Below are 16,747 nucleotides of genomic sequence, written 5' to 3'. Positions count from 1 at the left end.
GAGCCCGTAGTTACTTGCCCGGTCTTGCTGGTTTGACCACCATCGCTGATCCACCACCCCGGCGGTCAGGTTCGGCAGCAGCTGTCAGCGATCCATCCGGGTTGAACTCGATGGCTGTGGCCGCACCGATTTCGGCCGCTGATGTAAAGGCATCGCCAGCCGGAACCAGATCATGCCCCAACGATTTCAAACCTGGACCGTAGGCCTCGATGAAGGCTGGCTCGGAGGTGACTGTGAGGCCATTCCGGGGTGACGTCCGCGGAGCTGCGAGGGCTTCGGAGACGTCCATTCCCAGGTCAATGCGGTTCAGAATGGTTTGCAGCACGGTAGTAATAATGGTCGAACCGCCGGGGGAGCCGAGAGCCAGGAACGGATCGCCATCCTTCAAAACGATGGTCGGCGACATCGACGACCGGGGGCGCTTACCCGGCTGAATCCTGTTCGGATCAGTCTCGCTGTAGACGGTACTGAAATCGGTCAGCTCGTTGTTCAGCAGGAAGCCACGGCCCGGCACAACGATTCCCGAACCACCGGTCTGCTCAATCGTGAGCGTGTACTCCACAACGTTGCCCCATTTGTCGGCGACAGTCAGGTTCGTCGTGGAGATATTCTCTGTATCCGTTTCATCGGCGAGCGGTGCAACGGCAGCCGGGCAGGCGCCGTCGTAATCTTCCACGTTCCCGGGGGCGAAAGGCTCGGGGGCGGCTGCCGTCGGATTGATATTGCAGGAGCGTTCCTTAGCGAAGACGTCATCCAGCAGCTTCTCGGTGGGGACATTCACGAAGGCCGGGTCGCCAACGTAGGCGCCACGATCCGCGAACGCCAAGGAGCTCGCCTCGAGGTAATGGTGGAGGGCGTTGACGGGTTTCATTCCCTTGAGGTCGTAGTTCTCCAGAATGTTCAGCGCCTCACCTACGGTGGTGCCGCCGCTGCTGGAAGGAGCCATGCCATAGACCTCGTAGCCGCGGTACTCCACCTTGGTGGGGTCCTGGTTCAGCACCTTGTAGTCGGCCAGGTCCTGTGTGGTCATGAAACCGACGGGAACGGGCAGGCTAGTGTCGCCCGACTTCGGCGGAGCCTTTACCGTGTTGACGATTTCCTCCGCGAGCGGACCGCCGTAGAAGGCGTCAATGCCTTCGTTGGCGATCAGGCGATACGTCGCCGCAAGGTCGTGGTTCTTGAAGACACTTCCGACGGCGGGAGCGTCACCGCCGGGAAGGAACAGATCCTGCGTGGACGTGAAGGTGTCGAAGCGGACCTCGTTGTCCAGGGTTTGCTGTCGGAAGGTTTCGTCGACAACGAAACCGCGGTTGGCTACCTTGATGGCGGGCTTCAGAGCCTCTCCCAAATCCAACGTCCCCCAGCGTTCCAGGGCCCGCTCCCATGTTGCGGGTGTCCCTGGGACGCCCACGGAGACGCCGCTGGTGACGAGTTCCGGGGTGAATTTGTAGGGTTTGCCGGTAGCGGGGTCAATGAAAGCGTCGGTCGGCATGCCCGCCGGAGCGGTTTCGCGGCCGTCAATGGTTCCAACTTGCTTGGTCTTAGCATCATAGAAAACGAAATAACCGCCGCCACCGATGCCAGCGCTGTAGGGCTCGGTAACTCCAAGGGTTGCTGCCGCGGCGACGGCGGCGTCGGCAGCATTCCCACCCTTCCTCAGTACTTCGATGGCGGCTGCGGAAGCTTCGGGATCGACGGTGCTCACCGCACCGCCGTAGCCCGTGGCCGTCGGGTTTTTCTCGGTTTCGCGGGGATCGGCGAAGGCCGGACTGGCCAGCGCGCCGCTCGTCGCGGTTAGTGCCAAGGCTGCCGTGACAGCAGCCAGTTGACGTCTCACATGTGTCATGGTGTCTCCCAGAGTTGTTCCAGACGATGATGTGGGTGGACGGTCCGGTCACCCTATCGCGGGGTTAGGCGAGGAACAACGGTTGAAATCTGGAGCATAATCGGCATAAAGCGGGCCGTCACCACTAACTTTGAGGCGCCGTGGCGCCGCGACACCCCTTGAAAGCGGCGTGTCGGCCCGGACTTGAAATCAATGTAGGTGGTGGCCGTACGAAGGCGAATCAAACAACCAACCGCAGCGGCCGCTGCCCCAACTGCACCGTGATCTCCTGCCCCCACGACGCCGTCAGCCGGTCGTCCTCCATGCCGTCGCCGAACACCACCAATTGGTCCGACGCCACGGTAATTCGCAGGGCTTCGCCGGTTTCCAGGATGCCTTCCGTCAACGAGGCTCCCGTAACGGGTGAGGGCCACGCTTCCCGGACGAACCACGCGAGCCGCGGATCGGTGGGGGAAGGTAGGGCACGTCCACCGCGTTCCAAGGCGATCGAGGCGCACCACCCGGTAGCGCCGGTGCCGGTGGAAACGATCAGGCCCGACGACGACTGCCGCTCAGTTTGTCCGCCGGGCTGGGTGAAACTCGGCGCTGTGATGGAGTACTTGGCCGACTGGTGCGAAGCGTGCCCGACGAAGACTTCATTGAGCGCCGAAAGCTGCTGGCCGTCGTCGAGCGTTGCCGTCACGGTGGTGAGGCTTTGGCAGCGCAGGCGTCCAACGTCGCCGGCACCCAGAAGGGCAGCGGCTGCCGACGGTGTGTGCCGGACAAGGATGCCGGGGTTCGCGCCGGGCTCGGGGTCGATGCCGATCACCGGTTGGCCGTTCAGATACTTGGCAACGTTCGCCACCAGGCCGTCCTGCCCCACCACGGCGATGATGTCTTCTGCAGTGAGCAGGAAACGGCTCAGGTCCGCGCGTTCCACTTCCGCTTGCCGCCAATCGGACGGTACTGCCGCCCTGATGGTTGCGAGGGCGGAGGTTAGCCGATCATGCCGGTCTTGCGCGTCCTGGATGCTGCGACCGCGGCTACGAAGGAAAAACTCGGCTTGGCCGCGGGTGGCGTGCCGGTCCAGGAGTTCCTGCAGTTCGGTTCGCCGGTGGACGATGACGATGCGCGGGGTTGCCATGACGGTCCTTACTTGGTGGCTTCTACAGGAGCGGTGGGTTCCTTGAACAGACCGGCAAGTGCTCCGCTGAGCAGGTCCGGAGTGATGGTGAGGTTCCCGATGTTCGGCAGGCTACCGGCTGCATCCTTGAGCGCCAAGGCGAGGAGCGTGGCCTGTTCCATACCGCGGTAGACCTCCATGGTTGCGGCTTCGCGGGCTGCGGCTGCTTCGCCAACCAGCCGGATCTGGTTTGCCTCCGCGGCGGCGCCGATGCCCTTTCGTTCAGCAGAGCCTTGGGCCTCAATCAAACCAGCAGCGGCCTTCTCTTCGGCAGCGCGGCGGGCGTTGGCACCTTCCTGCGCCACCAGGTTCTCGCGGCGGACAGCCAGTTCGATTTGGCTCGCCATCTCATTCTCGGAGATCGTGCGTTCACGCTCGACGGCGACCGCCCGCCTTTCGTACACGGCGCGGTCCGCTTCGGCTTGGAGCTGCTCACGAACCGGAGTTTGCAGGGCACGTTCAACATCAGATTCGGGCCGCACGGCCAGTACCTGTACTCCGAGAATTTCGATGCCGGTGGACTGCAATCTGGCGTCTGCCCGGAGTGCTTCGGTGAGGACGAGCCGGAGCTGGCTCACTCCACGTTCGAGTGCTTCGGCGAGTGTTGTGGTGGCGATCTGGTCGATCGCGTGGCTCTGGCAGAGCTGCCCGATGATTGTGGAGACCTGCTCACGGCCGGTCGCCGGAGCCTTGCCAGCAGTTTGCAAACCGAAGTCGAGCCGCATCGAAACCGCCACGGGATCGATGAAGCGGTACGTGACGTTTGCTTGAACGCTGACGTCCTGGTGATCGCGGGTGATGGCGTGGAACAGGGTCGGCAGTTCCTGATCGTCTACCGGAACCTCGCTCAGTACGGAGCTCGCCGGACGGAACCAAAATGCCTGGCCTACTCCTTGGTGGCGCACGGCACCCTTCTGTAGGTGCACGACGTAACCGGTGGGGCTGCCGAGGAAGTGGCTGATCCAGGGGTAGCGCTTGATGTTGGCCATGATGTTCGCCTCTTTCTTTTAGTTGTCGTCAAGTTGACGATAACTAAACATTAGGGTCAATCCGGCTTTATTGTCAACATGACGATAATTACCTACGATTACTTCATGCCTGAAACCCACGCGGCGCCTGAGCGCTTTCCGGTAACCGTCGACGTCGTAGCCCTCACGGTGCGCGACGGCGAGCTGCACGTCCTCCTCATCACGCGCCTCCTCGAGCCTTTCCGCGGAAAGCTGGCGCTCCCTGGTGGTTTCGTCCTCGCGGGTGAGGACCTGCTGGAGGCGGCTGGCCGGGAGCTCGCGGAGGAGACCGGCGTTGAACATCTTCCGGGGCACTTGGAGCAACTGGGCAGTTACGGCCCGAAGGGGCGCGACCCCCGCGGTGACGTCCTCACCGTGGCGCACCTGCTGCTGGCGCCGGATTTTCCGGTGTTGTCGGCTGGAAGTGACGCTGAACAGGCTGCGTGGTACCCGGTTCGCGACGTCATGGAGGGGAGGCTTGAACTAGCTTTTGACCACGCGCGGATCCTCGACGACGCCCTGGAGCGGGCAAAGTCGAAGCTTGAATACTCGCCCTTGGGCGCGGCCTTCTGCGGCGAGGAATTCACCATCGCTCAACTCCGAAGCGTGTATGAGGCTGTGTGGGGCACGCGCCTGGACCCGCGGAACTTCCACAGAAAAGCCACGGGGACGCCAGGTTTTCTGGAGGACACCGGTCGAATGACAACGGGCGACGCCGGACGGCCGGCTGCGTTGTTCAGGCTCGCCCCCGAAGCGCGTCCGACGCCGGGCCAGCCCACCCGGGCGGTACTCAACCCGCCGCTGATGCGCCCGCGGGACTAGGCTGCGCGCCTCCCGCCGGTGTGGCTCAGGATGGCCGCGGCCGCGGGCTCGGGATCCGGCGTTGAGATCATCCATGTTCGGTTTGTGGTCTCAATTGTGATTGCCGGCCCGCCAACCAGAATGCCCCACGTTTTCTGCCCCAGATAGCGAATACCAAACCCCTCAGTGAGCGAACTGGAAGGACTGGGGGAGGCGTCAACGATGTCGTCCCACGGGATAACTCTGGAATAGAACGGACGGCAGCGAAGGACCAAGTTCTGGTCCGTCGCTTCAATAGTTACGGTCAGGCGCAGCACCAACGCTGTAATGAGCAGAATGGCAACAGCTAAGGCAATGGTGATCAGCAGGACGCCACTGGGGACCGCAGTCGCAATGATGAAGAAGCATGCCACTCCGACGACACTCGCGATGACCTTCTGCGACTCGCGGCCGATCTTTGCTTCTGAAATCACCCTAAACGTCCCGTTCACAGTTCGCCTACCAGCACTGGACCCTTGCCGGCATGGGGCGAGCCTACTCTGCAAGCGGGATCATGCAAGTCAAACGTCGCGCTGCAGGCGTTTGGCTAGGCGCCGACCGCCACCTTGGCCGCCATCATGCGATTGACCTGAGCCATGACTTCGTCAGGTTCGCCGTTTGCATCCACCACCACAAAGTCATCGAACTCAGGCAGCGAACGGTAAGCATCCCGGAACGCCCGCAGGTCGGCCACGGTCTCCTGGTCGGTGCCCCGTGCCGTGACCCGCTCGTGCGCGACAGTGGGATCCGCGTCGAAGTGCATGTGAAGATCAGCGGCAGGGAGCTTTTCCAGCAGCCATGGGAGCAAACGCCCACGCTGCAATCCACTGGCCTGGCGCAGCGCGAGTTGGCAATGCAGATGGCGATCCATGACTACCAGGCCGTCGAACTGCCGGGCGCGCGAATGGTTCACCAACACGTTGAATAGGCGAACACCTGTTTCGATGAAGTCCGCAACCCGTGGCGCCATCTTCCAGCCATATCGCGCCGAAAGAAGCGACATCCTCCTGCGTGCGGCGTGATTACTGAGCAGCAGGGCGCTTCGTCCTTCAGCGCTAGCCGAATCGACCAAGGCATGGGCCGCCGTCGTTTTTCCTGAACCGTCAATGCCTGTCAGAACAATGAGCATGAGCCCTCCCTTCGTCTTCTGTGGGACTCGTTCCATGTACAACGCGGGGAGTGCTTCAGTTGTGCCGAGTGAGGCATAGATCACACGCTGGCGCTGTCCGCTACGCTGCGTCGTGCAGTGGGGCTGCCCCGAAATGGGTAATAAGTTTCCTGTCCAAATACTTCGCGCCAGCGGAGTGCGCGCCTATCATGATGCTATGTACGTGCCCCTTAAGGGATGTGGTTTCGGTTTGAACCTAATTCCGCGGGGGTACGTAAGCGATATGGAGAGCAATTCTCCGATCGGTGCCCGTTGGCATGGGTGGCGCTTCAGAAATGGAGTACCAGCGGACGCCTTCCTGAATAGACAACCGTTATTGAAGGGATGCGTAGCTCAATGAATACACTTTTGATAATCGCCGGTGTTATAGCGATCATCTTGCTCCTCGTCGGCGGATTCAACCAAGCCCTCAGCTTCCTCCTGTGGGTGGGAATTATCCTGCTGGTGTTGGCCCTTATTGGCTGGGTACTAGGCCGTGGCCGGTCGCGCGTATGACGACTGATCCAAGCGAGGTTGCCGGTTTTACGCAGGTTCGCGATGGGACAACCACGCCCGGACATCCCATTCCCAGGGATCCCGGGACGCCGGAAGCAAGCAACCAGGTGCCTGTGGGTGATTCGTCGTCGGAAAGTCCGGAAGACTCCGTCGACGCTGGTCCCAGCGAATCAGCCAACCCGCCCGGGCCGGCAGAAGAGAAGGACGAAAAGACTGCGGACCATCGCGGTCTGACGACCGAAACCAACCCTACGGATTGAGCAGGGCAGACGCGGCTGCGGACGGGAGGGATCCTGGTCCGCGGCCGCGTTTCTTTGGTCTTCGACACTTTTGTCAGTATGCTTACTAATAGCTGGGGGTTATCAGTTCAGCGATTGGGGTAGTGATGCGGATCGGGTCGATTGTGGGGCTGTTCGTTGTGGTGTGGCTCATTATTGGGGCCGTAGCAGCGGGTCAGCGCGGGTACTTCACGGCTCCGCCCGCTCAGTGCTCGCAGCTTGCCACCATCACACTCAATATTGTTGCGGGTCCATTAAATTACATGGGTTTGGATCCTCAAGGTGGCTGTGAAATTCCACAGCCGTCTTGATGCGCAAGTGTTTTCAGGGTCGTACGGTAACGCATTCACCCTCAAATTGCTAAGATTGCTGACTAATTTCGTCAGAGCATGGACAGGCCACCAGCTGCACTTATAGGTTCGAAGTGTTCCATAAACACGTTCACCGCTTTGGAAAGGACAGGTCTCATGGACAAGCAAAACGCCACACCGGAAGAGGAAGTGGGAGGCTACGGCACTCCTACGGCTGAGCAAGAGGCCGGCGGCGGCCAGGCACAGCCCCGCGTGGAAGAAGACATCGAGGAAGCCGCCCTCGGAGAAGGCACCGGCGCCCCGAACCTTAGCCACTTGGATCCGGAGGACTCCGACAGTTCCGGAGAGCCAGGCGCGGGCCGCTTTGGCGGAACTGACGAGCAGTACTTGGCCGAGCAGTCCACCCAGCCGGACGGAAACGACGGCGACCTGCCTGACGGCAGCGGCAACGACCTTCCCCAGGAAGAGTCACCCAACGACGATGACGAAGAAAGTTTCGACGCCGGCTAAGAGCTTTGGCTGGCGCGCTTTAGACAGGCGCGCCACTGGTTAAGCAGCCAGCTGGCTGGCGCGCCACCAGCATTACCGCATGAGCACCCGAGACACGATCGAAGGAGCAAAACCTATGGCTACGGTAAATAAGTCAATCGAAGTAGATGTACCTGTATCTGTTGCCTACAACCAGTGGACGCAGTTTGAGACCTTTCCACAGTTCATGAATGGAGTGGAGGCCGTCGAACAGATCGATGAAACGGGCCTTCATTTTTCAACCAACGTGGGTGGTGTGAAGCGGGAGTACAACGCCCAGATCATTGAGCAGGTCCCTGATTCCTTGGTCAGTTGGGCAAGCGTGGACGGACCCCGCAACGGCGGAACGGTGAGCTTCGAGCCCCTTGACGGCGGCAGGACCCGGGTCAACGTGGAGATCGTCTGGGAGCCGGATGGCCTCGCGGAAAAGGCCGGCTCCGCACTTGGTGTGGACAGCCTGCGCGTCGGTGCGGACTTGGACAAGTTCAAGAAGTTCATCGAAGCCCAGGGCCATGAAACGGGCGCCTGGCGCGGCACGGTTTCCGGTGGCGATGTTGACGACACCGGAGAAACCTTCGATAGTGGTGGAGTCGCAACGGCTGAGTTCCCGCCCGTCGATCCGGATCTCGCAGCGCCGGCCGCCAATGAAGGGCCCGCCGAGCCGCCCCAGCCGCGCACCCCGGGGATCTAGCGCGTTGGGTTGATCTAACTCAAACTGGACATGGGACCAAAATAAGCAGCTCCAACGAGGGCCGGCCATCACAACGGGCCGGCCCTCGCGGCATATCCCCGAAAGGCAGGAATTCCGCGGCCATGGCAACCTCCAGCAATGTGGAAGCTGAACAGAAATTCGACGCCGAAGCGTCCACTCCGCTCCCTGCCCTCGAAGCAATTGACGGGATAGGGAGTGTGGGTGAACCCGCGAGCCACAGCCTGGAAGCCATTTACTTTGACACCCGCCACCTGGCCTTGGCATCCCGCGGAATCACACTGCGCCGCCGGACCGGTGGACCGGACGCCGGCTGGCACCTGAAGCTCCCGCACAGTGCGGGCAAGCGAACAGAGATCCAGGCACCGTTGGGCAACGCCGACGCTGTCCCGGTGGAACTCATGGACCGCGTGCTTGCCTACACCCGGGGTCACGCAGTGGCGGCTGTCGCAACGCTGAACACGGAACGAACCAGTTACGCCTTGTACGGCGAGGATGGCCGCCGACTGGCTGAATTCGTGGATGACTACGTTCGTGCCAAAGCGATGCTTGGCGAGCCCCGCGAGCTGGAGTGGAGGGAGTGGGAGGTGGAGCTGGCACCGGAAGAGGCCGACGACGGTGCCGACACCTTGCTGAGCACCCTGACACAGCAACTCTCCGACGCCGGAGCAAAGCCGAGCGAGCGCACGTCCAAGCTGGCCATCGCGTTGGGCGACTTATGGCCTGCTTCGAAGCGAACAGACCGCGAAGAGCTCAGCGGCAACGGTCCAGCCGTCATTCCCGTGCTCAAGTACCTGGACGAGCAAGTGGCCGATCTGCTCCTTCAGGACTCCCATGTCCGCCTTGCGCGTGACGATTCAGTGCACCAAATGCGGTCACAGATACGCCGAATCCGTGCTGTCCTGCATGGTTACAGGGATCTCTTTGAACCGGACCCGGTGAAGGATATCGAAAAGGAACTGAAGTCGCTCGCCAAGACCCTTGGCCGGTACCGGGATGTGGAGGTCTTGCACGAACGCTTGAGGAGCAGCTTCGATGAACTGCCAAGAAAGCTCGTCCTGGGTCAACTCCACAATGAGCTGCAAGAGCGTATGGCATTGAGGGCCGAAACTGCGATGTCTGCCGTAAGGAACAGGTTGAACAGTCCCCGCTATTTCAAGTTGCTGGACGCGGTGGAAGCTTTCATCGACGCTCCGCCCACAACGTCAAAGGGTGAGGCAGCGGCAAAGGAGACCACGGCGAAGCTCGTCAACAAGGCCGGCAAAAGGCTCCGCAAACGGCACGACGAAGCGGTGGGTGCCGCCGTCGGGCCTCAACGCGATAGGGCATTCCACGAAGTACGGAAGGCCGCCAAGAAGCTGCGCTTTGCCGCAGCGGCTGTGGAAGGCATCCACGGCAAACGTGCCGTGAAGTTGGAAGACGCGGCGCACAGGATTCAGTCAATTCTTGGCGACCATCAGGACAGTGTGATGGCGCGGGCGGAACTGCTGAAGCTGGGCTCAGCGCCGGGCGTCAGCAACGGTGCTTTCACTTATGGAGTGCTCCACGCGATGGAGCGCACCGCCGCTGACGCCACTCAGCAGCAGTACCTGCGGAAGGGCAAGAAGGCGCGGAACCTACGCCTCAAAAAGTAGCTCCAGCTTTTACTTCTTGAGGAACGCCAGCAGGGCCTCGTTGATTTCTGCACCATGCGTCCAGAGCAAGCCGTGCGGTGCGCCCTCGATTTCAAGGTACTCGGCGCTGGGCAGGGCATCCTTGAATCGCCGACCCGTGACGTCGATAGGCAGGATGTTGTCCGCCGTGCCGTGGACGATCAAGGCCGGGACATCGATCTTGGGAATGTCCGATCGGAAGTCCGTCAACCAGGTGGGCTGGGCGGCTACTGAGGCGAACGCACCGGATTTGCTGGCAAGGTTCCAGCTGGCATCCACTGATTCCTGGCTGAGCCGTGCGGTGCCAAGGAAGGTGTCCGAGTTGTAGAAGTTCTTGAAGAAGTCGGTGAAGAAGGCGTACCGGTCGGCCTTAACGGACTCGGCGAGGCCATCGAAGACCTCCTGGGGGACGCCGTCAGGGTTGTCGTCGGTCTTCAAAAGGAAAGGCTCCAGCGAACCGAGGAACACGGCCTTTGCAACGCGCGCCGAGCCGTAAGTGCTGATGTAGCGTGCAACTTCGCCTGTACCCATGGAGAAGCCCACCAAAACGGCGTCGTTCAGGTCCAGGGTGTCCAGCACGGTCTTCAAGTCTCCTGCGAAGGTGTCGTAGTCGTAGCCTTCGGTCGGTTGGCTGGACTTGCCGAAACCGCGGCGATCGTACGTGATGACGCGATATCCGGCGTCGAGCAGTGCGGCCGTCTGCTTCTCCCAGGAGGATCCGTCCAACGGGTAGCCATGAATCAGGACCACTGGCTGGCCGGCTCCATGGTCCTCGTAGTAAAGCTCAATCTCAGTGCTGTTTTCGTTTCCGACGGTGATGTAAGCCAAAACTCAAGTCCCTTCGATGCAGTTCAACTCGAACGTTTCCAGCCTACTGTCCGGGGCTGACACTGACACCGGCTCCGGCTCAGGGTGGTGTTCCCACCACCACCATCCGCGGACACTGGTTGCCGACGCTGTTGCAGTGGATTCTTGGATCACCGCCGATGACGAAACCAAGGAACACTCATGCCCCTTGCCCTACGCCCCGCCACCGAGAGTTACGCCTCAATCGACGACCTCTTGGGCGACGGACGCCGCCGCTTCTTCAGCCACGGTTACAAGACCACCAACCCGCGGCTGCGGAACCTTCGCGTTGCCCACACCGTCGCTGAGTCCACGCTGACTGCCCGAGCCAGCTTGGGTGTCGCGGGAGTTTGGTCCGTCAAAGGCAATCAGGAGCAAACACCGCACCTTGGCACCACGGACGTCCTTGTCCTTGCCTGCAGAATGGCGGAAGCCCTGCTGGCCAGCAGGTTTTCGCCGGATATATTGCCGGCCGCTTACCTGACGTCCGTCACCATCTCCGGCGGCAGTGAACCGGTGGAAGACACCTTGGGTGATCTTGGCTGCAAGGCTACGCTGCAGGACCACGGTGACGGGTCCGTCCTGCGATGCTCGGTGGCCTCCATGAGCGCGGTCCTTGAAGTAACCCACGCTCCGGCTGAACTTGGACTTGCTTCCGTCGAGTCACCCTCAGAAGAGGCGTTGGTGGGCGACGCCGCCACGCGACTCTATGGTGACCTGTGGGCCGAACGGCAAGTCACGTTGTCAGACGTGGTTCTCGAACCGGCACAGGGTGCAGCCCACGCGCAGCTCTCGTTTCGCCAGCAACCCACGTTGGGCCACCAGCTGGGTGACCGGCGCGGCCTGGAAGCTGCGTACCCGCAGGCGCTGTCCGCCGTCGAGTACTTTGTGGCCACCCTGCAACTAGGGCAGGTCCTGCTCTACAGCTTGGACGCCATGAACCGTTCCGACAGCAACACGCTCTGGATGCGCAAGACACGGGTTACTTTTACCGGTCCCGGCCCGAAGATTGGGGGCGGGCAGGGAACCGGTCTGAGTGTGGGGTTGCAGAAGAGCCGGCTGATCGGAAAGGACGGCGGGTCCTGGCGCTGCGCCGATGTAGTGGGAACGTTCGACGGCGGCGAGGTAGTCTGCAGCGTCGCCCACCAACTGCCGGCAGGGGCTGTTCAATGAGCGCGAAATCCGCGGTGGTCCGGGGCCTGGGCGGCGCGCTTCCCGAACGCGTGGTGACGAACGAGCACCTCTCCTCCGTCATGGATACCTCCGATGAATGGATCAGGCGCCGGACCGGCATCGCCGAGCGGCGCCACTCGGACGAATCTGAGAGCACCAGCGTCCTTGCCACAACAGCTGGCCGACGAGCGTTGGCAAGAGCCGGCGTCGATACCGTGGGGCTGCTGATCGTGGCGACCTCGACGCCGGACAAGGTCTGCCCTGCCACCGCACCGAAGGTTGCGGCGAACCTTGGGCTACAAGGGATTGCCGCGTTCGATATCTCGGCGGTTTGTTCAGGATTTGTCTACGCGCTCGCTACGGCCAGCTGGGCCATTACCTCCGGCTCCGTTGGCTCTGCACTGGTGATTGGCGCGGACACTTTCACCCGGCTGCTGGACCCGACGGACCGCACCACGTCCGTGATCTTCGGCGACGGAGCAGGAGCTGCCTATCTCTCGGCCGGTACCGCAGAAGAACCCGGGGCCATCCTTGCTACAACGCTGCACTCGGACGGGGACGGGGAAACGCTGATTCATGTTCCACGCAGCGCCGGTGCCTTCTTTGAGATGCAGGGCAAAGAAGTGTTTACGCAGGCGGTGACGGCGATGTCGGACTCCGTGCAGACCGTGCTGGCGAGTGTTGGCTGGACGGCTGGCGACGTCGATTCCCTGATCGCGCACCAGGCCAACCTGCGGATCCTCAACACGGTGGCCTCGGTGACCGGAATACCCGGTTCCAAAGCCGAGGTCCACTTGGACAGGGTGGGAAATACTTCAGCTGCCTCGATTCCACTGGCCATGACCGATGCTGGCACCAAGGGCCACAGGTCTCCCGGGGACAAAGTGGTCCTGACGGCCTTCGGCGGGGGAACCACCTGGGGTGCCATCGCCATGACCTGGCCTTCGATCTCGGTTGTGGACCCGCATTAGGGCCACTACCGATTCCTGCGGGCAGGGTGCCTTGCGGGATCACCGTGGCCCGGCCATCCCGGGCCACACTACAAAGGGGGAAACCAAATGGAAATTACAGCTTTGGACGTCGTTGAGGCTATCCGATCCACCATGGACGAGCTCAGCCACATGGGCCCGGACGACTCCTTCGCGGACCTGGACATCGATTCACTGTCCCTCGTTGAAGCGGCCGTCATCCTCAGCAACAAGTTCGGCGTGCGCGTGGACGAATTCGAACTCGCAGACGCAGGAACTGCCCGGGTTGCGGCCGGACTGGTGACCGGGAAGCTTGCCCTGCAACCCGCCGTCTAACCGGAACCCATTAACGAATCACCTAGCCAGCACATAGACACAGATACGAACATTGAGGACACCCATGGCCACTCCGGCAATTGCAGTTGTTTACTATTCAGGCTCCGGTCACACCAAGGTCCTCGCGGACGCAGTGGTGTCCGCTGCAGCCTCCACGGGAGCCACCGCAGCCCTCCTGCGTGTGGATGAACTTACCCAGGAGTCCTGGGACTTCATCGATGAAGCCGATGCCATCATCTTCGGCGCACCCACTTACATGGGTACTGCACCTTCAGCGTTCCACGCCTTCGCAGAAAAGACGGCAGGCCGTTGGGCTGTGCAGAAGTGGCACAACAAGCTGGGTGCGGGCTTCACCAACGCCGCTTGTAAGGCAGGAGACAAAAACTCAACCCTGGATTACTTTGCTACTTTTGGCGCCCAGCACGGCATGAACTGGATCAACCTCGGCCTGCTCCCGGGCTGGAAGAGCACCAAGGGTACCGAAAACGACCTCAACCGCTTCGGATACTTCAACGGCGCTGCCGCGCAAACCTTCTCGGACGTTGGCATCGAGGGCGTCCACCCCGCGGATATCGCTACGGCCGCCCACTTGGGCCGACGCGTTGCGGAAATCACTGCGGTCTTCGCTGCCGGAAAGGCCGCCCTGGAGAACCGCACCTCAGACAGGGAACTCATCAGCACGGGAGCCTAGCCGTCCTCGCGCCGAGGAGCGGGCTGGACACGGATAAAGCCTGGTGACACGGATAAAGCCTGGTGACACCCATCTTTGGGTGGCGCCAGGCTTTATCCGTGGCGCTGATCCGTCTGGGCGTCCCTACTCGGCTCCGGGGACAGGGTCTTTTCCACGAGTAACCGCACGGCAGGGTTGCCCAAGTGGAACAGATGACCTCCAGTGTCCAGTTTCATCAACCGTGGCTCGGCCGCGCACCATGCCGCCCAGCGGAGGGAGTCGGCAACAGGCACCACGGGATCGTCGGCGCTGTAGAGGACGGTGGCTGGAACTTCCAACTGTTTCCCGGGTGGTCTTCCCGGATATCCCGCCAGGAGATCGAGGTCCTCAAGGAGGACTTCCCGGGCGCGCGGGGACAGTGCGCCCGCAGCGGCAACTGCGGCAGCACCGGCGTCGTGCATTCCCGACGGCGGGCGCGTGGCGGCAAGGAAGACATGGGAGACCCGGCCTGTGTGCTGGAGCCGCAATGCGATCTCGAAGGCGAGGATAGCCCCCATGCTGTGGCCGTACAGGGCTAGCCGGGCAGACGCCGACGCCGTCACGCGCTCTGCGAGGGCATCAGCAGCCGCCCCCAAGGACATGAAGTCCCAGCCACGGTAGCTGAGTTTGGTCACCGTCACGCCGTCGAAGCGCCAGCCTGCGAAACTGGCCGTGGTCCCACCGGCATGGTGCAGGCAAAACAGGTGCACGCCGGGGTCCCGGCCGTCAGTTGAAGGCGAGCCGGTGGCGGTCGTGCTCCAAACGGGACGCTGCAACATCATCCATGTGCTCCTCCGCCCACTCCTTCATTTCAAAGATGATGCGCAGCAGCGAGCGGCCGCGGGGAGTGAGTTCGTAGTCGGTGCGAATAGGAACTGACACCGTGACATGACGGAGGACCAACCCATCGCGTTCCAGGGAGCGGAGGGTGGATGTCAGCATCTTCTGGCTGGCACCTGGTATGAGCTTCCGCAGGTCACTGTGGCGCTGCTGTCCATCCTCAAGGGCAAGCATCACCAAGGTGACCCACTTGCTGCTGATGGCCTCCAGCAATTGCCGGGCCGGGCAAAGGTCCAAGGACGCGTTGTAGTGCTTCCGGGCTTTCTGGCGTTTCTCTTCAGCCGTGAGAGTCATATCCCCAATACTTTCCTCATCAAGTGGACTGCTGGGCACAGTTTACTTGGGGCCTCTGACAGCTGGGGGAACGGTGTCGTAAACCTTAACTCACCGGCGTGGCTGAGACCCTCAGCTTGGCGTCAACCAACAGGGATTCCCCTGCCAAGGCCATGAATTGTAGATCCGAATGATGATCCCCGTAAGCGAAGCTGCCCGCGAGATCAACGTTGTTCGCTAACGCGTGGGCCAGGACGGCACGGGCTTTGGCATCACCCACCAGTGCTTCCTCGATCCCACCCGTGTACTTGCCACCGGCCACCAACGGGCGGGTGCATAACAGCTCAAGGTGGGGCCACCGCCGTCGAACCCGTACCAAGGCCGGCTCGAACGATGCCGTGACTGCCACCAGTCGCCGCCCGGAGTCCGCATGGGCGTCCAGGATGGACACCACAGGCTCCAGGAAAGCCCAGTCGGCCGCCCGCCCATCCTGCAGATCCGCCCAGCGCTCGCCGAGTTCGGCCACCTCTGTGACGCTTCGGCCGCGCCACCAGCGGAAGTAGCGGGCGTTCGTCACCGAACGTGGGACCCCGTTCTCCGCTGCAGTGCGCAGACCTGCGAGGAACTCCTCGGCCTCTTCAGCGCGGGCATGTTCGGCGGCGTCGAAGCGAAGGAACTCGAAAATGGTGTTGTAAGCGGTGACGGTGCCGTCGATGTCTGTGTAGGCAGCTTGGATGTGGCTGCGGGAGGATTCTTCCACAGGAAGAATCCTAGGGACCGATCCGCCGTTCGGAAGCCCCTAAGGGCAGGGCACTTTGAGGTGCCCTAGGCACAAAAAAGTGCGTTCTTACGCGGCGCCGCGCTGTCAGTGAGGATCGATGACGGGGCACAAAGCGTCCCCGAAAGCACAGCCTCGAAAGGAAGCCAATGCCTACCATCCTCCACATCAACGCCTCTCCGCGCTACGCCAACAGCGACTCACTGCGGTTGGCCCGGCACTTCATCGATTCCGTCCAGACTGCCGGTGCGGAGAGTTTCGAAGTGGAGACGCTGAACCTGTTCGACGACGGCGCGCTGCCCGTTTTCGGTCGCGTCGCCGCCGCTGCGAAGATGGCTGTTTTCACCGGACAGGACCAGACTCCCGATCAGGTTGCTGCGTGGGAATCTGCCCGTGCAGTATTCGACCAGTTCGCTGCCGCCGACGCCTACGTCTTCAACATCCCCATGTGGAACTCGGGCGTTCCGTATGTCCTGAAGCAGTGGATCGACATCATCACCCAACCCGGCTGGAGCTTTGGTTTCGACCCCGAGCAGGGCTACCGCGGCCTGCTGGAGGGCAAGCAGGCCCTGGCAATCCACACCAGCGGCGTTTACGCACCGGGCGTTCCGGCCGCGTTCGGCTCTGACTTCAGCAGCACTTTCTTTGCCGACTGGCTGAACTTCGTGGGCATCGAGGACGCCACGCACGTCCGCTTCGCCCCCACGGTGCTCAACGGAGACGTGGATGGCACCCGTAAGGTTGCCGAGGCGGACCTCAGTGACGCCGCCATCGAGTTCGCCGGCAAGCTCAGCGCCGCGGGAACCCTCCAGCTCGTCAACGACTAAG

Annotated in this window: 20 protein-coding genes; 11 read left to right on the top strand and 9 right to left on the bottom strand. The window is 61.9% G+C overall.

The genetic code is table 11. The features are described from left to right. Nucleotides 1–10: 10 nt before the first annotated feature. From ggt to KCX59_RS18775, 3 genes are all read right to left on the bottom strand, one after another. Nucleotides 11–1,846, bottom strand: a complete 1,836-nt coding sequence (gene ggt, locus KCX59_RS18785; protein WP_179017658.1) for a gamma-glutamyltransferase — start codon at nucleotides 1,844–1,846, stop codon at nucleotides 11–13. A 220-nt stretch (nucleotides 1,847–2,066) separates the two neighbouring features. After that, nucleotides 2,067–2,969 carry an NAD(+)/NADH kinase gene (locus tag KCX59_RS18780; RefSeq protein WP_178994108.1) on the bottom strand — a complete coding sequence of 301 codons (903 nt, stop codon included), beginning with the start codon at nucleotides 2,967–2,969 and terminating at the stop codon, nucleotides 2,067–2,069. Between the two features lie 8 nt (nucleotides 2,970–2,977). Then, a complete protein-coding gene (locus tag KCX59_RS18775) occupies nucleotides 2,978–3,997 on the bottom strand; it encodes an SPFH domain-containing protein (protein WP_179017657.1) in 1,020 nt (339 codons plus the stop codon). 78 nt (nucleotides 3,998–4,075) lie between these two features. On the opposite strand from KCX59_RS18775, the gene KCX59_RS18770 reads away from it, so the two are divergent. Further along, a complete protein-coding gene (locus KCX59_RS18770; protein ID WP_178994112.1) occupies nucleotides 4,076–4,837 on the top strand; it encodes an NUDIX hydrolase in 762 nt (253 codons plus the stop codon). Here KCX59_RS18770 and KCX59_RS18765 read toward each other — a convergent pair. Beyond that, a complete protein-coding gene (locus tag KCX59_RS18765; protein ID WP_179017656.1) occupies nucleotides 4,834–5,289 on the bottom strand; it encodes a hypothetical protein in 456 nt (151 codons plus the stop codon). The two genes, KCX59_RS18770 and KCX59_RS18765, sit on opposite strands and share 4 nt — an antisense overlap. Nucleotides 5,290–5,402: 113 nt before the next feature. Continuing rightward, nucleotides 5,403–5,984 (bottom strand): dTMP kinase, encoded by a 582-nt coding sequence (locus KCX59_RS18760; protein WP_179017655.1) that lies wholly within the window; start codon nucleotides 5,982–5,984, stop codon nucleotides 5,403–5,405. A gap of 375 nt (nucleotides 5,985–6,359) precedes the next feature. On the opposite strand from KCX59_RS18760, the gene KCX59_RS18755 reads away from it, so the two are divergent. From KCX59_RS18755 to KCX59_RS18735, 5 genes are all read left to right on the top strand, one after another. Beyond that, nucleotides 6,360–6,518: a hypothetical protein gene (locus tag KCX59_RS18755; RefSeq protein ID WP_017200690.1), complete on the top strand. Its 159-nt coding sequence runs from the start codon at nucleotides 6,360–6,362 to the stop codon at nucleotides 6,516–6,518. Then, entirely contained in the window at nucleotides 6,515–6,778 is a 264-nt protein-coding gene (locus KCX59_RS18750) for a hypothetical protein (protein ID WP_091470233.1), read from the top strand. The genes KCX59_RS18755 and KCX59_RS18750 overlap by 4 nt, the downstream gene beginning before the upstream one ends. Before the next feature lie 407 nt (nucleotides 6,779–7,185). Continuing rightward, nucleotides 7,186–7,617, top strand: a complete 432-nt coding sequence (locus tag KCX59_RS18745; RefSeq protein ID WP_091470236.1) for a hypothetical protein — start codon at nucleotides 7,186–7,188, stop codon at nucleotides 7,615–7,617. Between the two features lie 115 nt (nucleotides 7,618–7,732). Then, nucleotides 7,733–8,326, top strand: coding sequence for an SRPBCC family protein (locus KCX59_RS18740; RefSeq protein ID WP_179017654.1), 594 nt, complete (start codon nucleotides 7,733–7,735; stop codon nucleotides 8,324–8,326). A 122-nt stretch (nucleotides 8,327–8,448) separates the two neighbouring features. Next, nucleotides 8,449–9,978, top strand: coding sequence for a CYTH and CHAD domain-containing protein (locus KCX59_RS18735; protein WP_179017653.1), 1,530 nt, complete (start codon nucleotides 8,449–8,451; stop codon nucleotides 9,976–9,978). Between the two features lie 9 nt (nucleotides 9,979–9,987). Here the strand turns inward: KCX59_RS18735 and KCX59_RS18730 are convergent, their stop codons facing one another. Further along, a complete protein-coding gene (locus KCX59_RS18730) occupies nucleotides 9,988–10,824 on the bottom strand; it encodes an alpha/beta fold hydrolase (protein WP_179017652.1) in 837 nt (278 codons plus the stop codon). A 180-nt stretch (nucleotides 10,825–11,004) separates the two neighbouring features. On the opposite strand from KCX59_RS18730, the gene KCX59_RS18725 reads away from it, so the two are divergent. The 4 genes from KCX59_RS18725 to KCX59_RS18710 all read left to right on the top strand — a co-directional run bounded on the left by KCX59_RS18725 (nucleotide 11,005) and on the right by KCX59_RS18710 (nucleotide 14,010). Beyond that, nucleotides 11,005–12,015: an AvrD family protein gene (locus KCX59_RS18725; protein WP_179017651.1), complete on the top strand. Its 1,011-nt coding sequence runs from the start codon at nucleotides 11,005–11,007 to the stop codon at nucleotides 12,013–12,015. Beyond that, nucleotides 12,012–12,986: a beta-ketoacyl-ACP synthase III gene (locus KCX59_RS18720; RefSeq protein WP_179017650.1), complete on the top strand. Its 975-nt coding sequence runs from the start codon at nucleotides 12,012–12,014 to the stop codon at nucleotides 12,984–12,986. Before KCX59_RS18725 ends, KCX59_RS18720 begins: the two co-directional genes overlap by 4 nt. An 87-nt stretch (nucleotides 12,987–13,073) precedes the next feature. Next, on the top strand, nucleotides 13,074–13,319 hold the full coding sequence (locus tag KCX59_RS18715; protein WP_017200682.1) for an acyl carrier protein: 246 nt from the start codon (nucleotides 13,074–13,076) through the stop codon (nucleotides 13,317–13,319). 64 nt (nucleotides 13,320–13,383) lie between these two features. Continuing rightward, nucleotides 13,384–14,010: a flavodoxin family protein gene (locus KCX59_RS18710; RefSeq protein ID WP_178994122.1), complete on the top strand. Its 627-nt coding sequence runs from the start codon at nucleotides 13,384–13,386 to the stop codon at nucleotides 14,008–14,010. 92 nt (nucleotides 14,011–14,102) lie between these two features. On the opposite strand, the gene KCX59_RS18705 is transcribed toward KCX59_RS18710, so the two are convergent. The 3 genes from KCX59_RS18705 to KCX59_RS18695 form a co-directional block, all read right to left on the bottom strand. Next, the gene (locus KCX59_RS18705) at nucleotides 14,103–14,810 is read right to left on the bottom strand and encodes a thioesterase II family protein (protein WP_179017649.1); all 708 of its coding nucleotides are present in this window, start codon (nucleotides 14,808–14,810) and stop codon (nucleotides 14,103–14,105) included. Next, nucleotides 14,755–15,162 (bottom strand): winged helix-turn-helix transcriptional regulator, encoded by a 408-nt coding sequence (locus KCX59_RS18700; RefSeq protein ID WP_091470253.1) that lies wholly within the window; start codon nucleotides 15,160–15,162, stop codon nucleotides 14,755–14,757. Before KCX59_RS18700 ends, KCX59_RS18705 begins: the two co-directional genes overlap by 56 nt. Before the next feature lie 85 nt (nucleotides 15,163–15,247). Beyond that, a complete protein-coding gene (locus KCX59_RS18695) occupies nucleotides 15,248–15,901 on the bottom strand; it encodes an HAD family hydrolase (protein ID WP_179017648.1) in 654 nt (217 codons plus the stop codon). Between the two features lie 167 nt (nucleotides 15,902–16,068). Between KCX59_RS18695 and KCX59_RS18690 the strand changes: the two genes are divergently transcribed. Beyond that, the gene (locus KCX59_RS18690; protein WP_017200677.1) at nucleotides 16,069–16,746 is read left to right on the top strand and encodes an FMN-dependent NADH-azoreductase; all 678 of its coding nucleotides are present in this window, start codon (nucleotides 16,069–16,071) and stop codon (nucleotides 16,744–16,746) included. Nucleotide 16,747: the final 1 nt, after the last annotated feature.

The organism is Paenarthrobacter nitroguajacolicus (assembly GCF_051027655.1).
Classification (GTDB): domain Bacteria; phylum Actinomycetota; class Actinomycetes; order Actinomycetales; family Micrococcaceae; genus Arthrobacter; species Arthrobacter nitroguajacolicus.
Note: the sequence above shows the minus strand (reverse complement) of the source record. Positions and strands in the feature narration are given on the sequence as shown.

Bases quoted from the DNA above. Each gene is read 5' to 3' on its own strand.
- ggt (WP_179017658.1), bottom strand. From the start codon at position 1,846: ATGACACATGTGAGACGTCAACTGGCTGCTGTCACGGCAGCCTTGGCA.
- KCX59_RS18780 (WP_178994108.1), bottom strand. From the start codon at position 2,969: ATGGCAACCCCGCGCATCGTCATCGTCCACCGGCGAACCGAACTGCAG.
- KCX59_RS18775 (WP_179017657.1), bottom strand. From the start codon at position 3,997: ATGGCCAACATCAAGCGCTACCCCTGGATCAGCCACTTCCTCGGCAGC.
- KCX59_RS18770 (WP_178994112.1), top strand. From the start codon at position 4,076: ATGACGATAATTACCTACGATTACTTCATGCCTGAAACCCACGCGGCG.
- KCX59_RS18760 (WP_179017655.1), bottom strand. From the start codon at position 5,984: ATGCTCATTGTTCTGACAGGCATTGACGGTTCAGGAAAAACGACGGCG.
- KCX59_RS18755 (WP_017200690.1), top strand. From the start codon at position 6,360: ATGAATACACTTTTGATAATCGCCGGTGTTATAGCGATCATCTTGCTC.
- KCX59_RS18750 (WP_091470233.1), top strand. From the start codon at position 6,515: ATGACGACTGATCCAAGCGAGGTTGCCGGTTTTACGCAGGTTCGCGAT.
- KCX59_RS18745 (WP_091470236.1), top strand. From the start codon at position 7,186: ATGGACAGGCCACCAGCTGCACTTATAGGTTCGAAGTGTTCCATAAAC.
- KCX59_RS18740 (WP_179017654.1), top strand. From the start codon at position 7,733: ATGGCTACGGTAAATAAGTCAATCGAAGTAGATGTACCTGTATCTGTT.
- KCX59_RS18735 (WP_179017653.1), top strand. From the start codon at position 8,449: ATGGCAACCTCCAGCAATGTGGAAGCTGAACAGAAATTCGACGCCGAA.
- KCX59_RS18725 (WP_179017651.1), top strand. From the start codon at position 11,005: ATGCCCCTTGCCCTACGCCCCGCCACCGAGAGTTACGCCTCAATCGAC.
- KCX59_RS18720 (WP_179017650.1), top strand. From the start codon at position 12,012: ATGAGCGCGAAATCCGCGGTGGTCCGGGGCCTGGGCGGCGCGCTTCCC.
- KCX59_RS18715 (WP_017200682.1), top strand. From the start codon at position 13,074: ATGGAAATTACAGCTTTGGACGTCGTTGAGGCTATCCGATCCACCATG.
- KCX59_RS18710 (WP_178994122.1), top strand. From the start codon at position 13,384: ATGGCCACTCCGGCAATTGCAGTTGTTTACTATTCAGGCTCCGGTCAC.
- KCX59_RS18705 (WP_179017649.1), bottom strand. From the start codon at position 14,810: ATGATGTTGCAGCGTCCCGTTTGGAGCACGACCGCCACCGGCTCGCCT.
- KCX59_RS18700 (WP_091470253.1), bottom strand. From the start codon at position 15,162: ATGACTCTCACGGCTGAAGAGAAACGCCAGAAAGCCCGGAAGCACTAC.
- KCX59_RS18690 (WP_017200677.1), top strand. From the start codon at position 16,069: ATGCCTACCATCCTCCACATCAACGCCTCTCCGCGCTACGCCAACAGC.